The organism is Stenotrophomonas pictorum JCM 9942 (genome assembly GCF_001310775.1).
Taxonomy (GTDB): Bacteria; Pseudomonadota; Gammaproteobacteria; order Xanthomonadales; family Xanthomonadaceae; genus Stenotrophomonas; species Stenotrophomonas pictorum.
This window is the reverse complement of the sequence record NZ_BAZI01000379.1, coordinates 1-2,520: the sequence shown is the minus strand read 5'-3', so window position 1 is coordinate 2,520 and position 2,520 is coordinate 1. Positions and strand designations below refer to the sequence as shown.

Annotated in this window: 3 protein-coding genes and 1 pseudogene; 2 read left to right on the top strand and 2 right to left on the bottom strand. The window is 66.2% G+C overall.

Annotated elements, in window-relative coordinates:
- Together JCM9942_RS13950 and JCM9942_RS13945 are read right to left on the bottom strand one after the other, a co-directional pair.
- Window positions 1–461 (bottom strand): DNA-processing protein DprA (locus JCM9942_RS13950; RefSeq protein WP_172675125.1); only part of this gene is annotated, 461 nt, incomplete at its 3' end.
- Window positions 462–533: 72 nt separating this feature from the next.
- Window positions 534–1,661: a LysM peptidoglycan-binding domain-containing protein gene (locus tag JCM9942_RS13945; RefSeq protein ID WP_054660421.1), complete on the bottom strand. Its 1,128-nt coding sequence runs from the start codon at window positions 1,659–1,661 to the stop codon at window positions 534–536.
- A gap of 131 nt (window positions 1,662–1,792) precedes the next feature.
- Here JCM9942_RS13945 and def point away from each other — a divergent pair, with 131 nt between their 5' ends.
- Window positions 1,793–2,308 (top strand): peptide deformylase, encoded by a 516-nt coding sequence (gene def / locus JCM9942_RS13940; RefSeq protein ID WP_054660419.1) that lies wholly within the window; start codon window positions 1,793–1,795, stop codon window positions 2,306–2,308.
- A 114-nt stretch (window positions 2,309–2,422) separates the two neighbouring features.
- Window positions 2,423–2,520, top strand: a pseudogene (locus JCM9942_RS19185) (methionyl-tRNA formyltransferase); the annotation flags it as partial.

Sequence of the window (2,520 nt, the reverse complement as noted above, 5' to 3'; positions counted from 1 at the left end):
CCGCTGGCGATGGTCAGGCCGGAGCTGGCCAGGGCCTGGGCGAAATCGCGCGCATGATCGCGCCCGCCGGCACTGGGGTTGCGGCTGCCGACGATGGCGATGGCCGGTTGCCACAGGGTGGTCGGGTCCCCATCGACAAACAGTGCCAGCGCCGGATGCGGACTGGCGCGCAGCAGTGGCGGGTAGTCGGGATCGTTGCAACCGAGCAGATGATGGTGGGGCTGTTGCAGCCACGCCTGCGCGCGTACCAGGGTGTCGTGATCGGGATGGGCCAGTGACTGGCATTGGGCGGGTGTGCAGCCGGCCTCACGCCATGCGGCGGCACCGGCGGCCAGGGCTGCTTCGGCACTGCTGAAATGTGACAGCAGCGTGCGCCGCGGTTGATGGGGACCGCCGGCCAGCACCAGTCGCAACAGCGCTTCGGTAAACGGGGCAGGTCTGGCTTGGGAGGCATCGTCCATCGGCCGAGCCTGACCCGCAAACAGCGACGGCGCCCTCGGGCGCCGTCGCTTTGTCGCGTAGGGTTTTGCCGCTTACTGCGCGTCGGGGTGCTTGAGCTCGTAACCGACGCGGGCCTGCCGGGTGCCTTCCATCACCAGCGCGTAGCTGACCTTGTCGAAGGTGCGGAACACCATTGCGTGGGCGGCATATTCGTCCGGCAACGAGACACGGCTGCCGCCGGCCTTGAGCGCATCGTCCGCGCGCGAGGTGGACTTGCTGCCTGTCACACGGTCGTTGATGTGACTGCCATTGCGCCAGATCGAGAACACCGTGCCATTGTCGATGCCATCACGCGCCCCGCCGGAGATGGCGATGACATCGCGCGGACCGCCGGAGGTGAAGGTGTCGGCCACTGCCAGCACGCGCAGATGGCCCGGCGCTGCGGCACTGGCCGGGGCGTGCGGAACGAACTGCAGGTCGTACGGGTTGGCCTGCACCGGCACGATGCGGTCACCGGCACGGACTTCGCGCCCGCTGTCTTCCAGCTTCAGGGTGGACGCCTGGACGCCGCCGCTGGCGACCTGGGTCAGCGTGCCAACGTTGACCTGGGCCAGTTCGTAGCCGAGGAACTCGCTGCGGTCGCCGGTGGCCACGTAGTTCTTCCACAGGTTGCCGCTGCCGGGAACGGTATCGCCGCGGGCGTCCAGATCGTCGGTGGGCTTGGGCTGGCCGAAGCGCACGGTCGGGCGGACCACCGCGTAGCGCTGGCCCGGCTGGGCGTCCTGCAGGCCCAGCACATAGGCGTTCTGGCCGGCGCTGGCGCGCAGGCGGTTTTCTTCCAGGCCGACGACATAGGGCAGCTCCTTGAAGCTGTCCACAACGGTCAGGTTCTTCAGGAACGGCTCAACGTCCGCCAGCGGGATCGCGTTGATCGGTGCTTCCTGGCGCGGGCCGGGCTGGGCGGTGACGCGGTCCAGGTAGGCCAGGCTCAGCACGTCGCCCGGATAGATCAGGTGCGGATTCTTGACCTGCGGGTTGGCCTGCCAGATTTCCGGCCAAAGCCACGGCTTTGTCAGGAAACGTGCAGAGATGTCCCACAGCGTGTCGCCCTTCTTCACCACATAGGTGTCAGGGTGCGCGCCGTTCATATCCACGGCGACGGCGTACGTCGTGACGGTCAGCAGCGCCACGGCGGCGACCGTACGGAATTGTTTCAACATGGTTGCGATCTGCCTGATTCCCCAACAGGTTGCGGCACTATAGTGCAGAAACGGGGGCGCCGGGCAAGCGCAGGCGTTAGAATTGAGACATCTTGCCGAATTGATGCGGCATCCCCATATCCGGTATCACCATGGCCCTTCTGCCCATTCTCGAATTCCCCGATCCGCGGCTGCGTACCAAGGCGGCTCCCGTCGATGCTGCCGAAGTGACCACGCCGGTCTTCCAGCAGCTGCTCGATGACATGTTCCAGACCATGTACGAGGCGCCGGGCATCGGCCTGGCGGCCAGCCAGGTGGACGTGCACAAGCGCTTCATGGTCATCGACACCAGCGAGGAGCGCAACACGCCGATGGTGTTCATCAATCCGCAGATCGTCAGTGCCAGCGAAGGCGGCCGCGTCTACCAGGAAGGCTGCCTGTCAGTGCCCGGTATCTATGCCGATGTGACCCGCGCCGACAGCATCGTGGTGCGTTTTATCGACCGCGACGGCAAGCAGCAGGAGCTGGTCGCCGACGATCTGCTGGCCACCTGCATCCAGCACGAGATGGATCATCTGGACGGCAAGCTGTTCATCGATTACCTCTCGCCGCTCAAGCGCGAGATGGTGCGCAAGAAACTGGCCAAACAGCGCAAGCACGTGGCCTGAGTCCAGTGGTGACCCGGATGTGTCCGGGTTGCCCGTGGCGGGAGCCGTAGCCGGATCCCGCGATGCACGGCGCCGCCCTCCGGCGCCGTTGTTCTTTCCGGGAGTGGGATTGCCATGAGAATCGTTTTTGCCGGTACGCCGGAGTTCGCCGTCGCCTCGCTGGGAGCGGCCGCGCGCCAGCACGAAGTGGTGGCGGTCTACACCCAGCCCGA

Bases quoted from the DNA above. Each gene is read 5' to 3' on its own strand.
- JCM9942_RS13945 (WP_054660421.1), bottom strand. From the start codon at position 1,661: ATGTTGAAACAATTCCGTACGGTCGCCGCCGTGGCGCTGCTGACCGTC.
- def (WP_054660419.1), top strand. From the start codon at position 1,793: ATGGCCCTTCTGCCCATTCTCGAATTCCCCGATCCGCGGCTGCGTACC.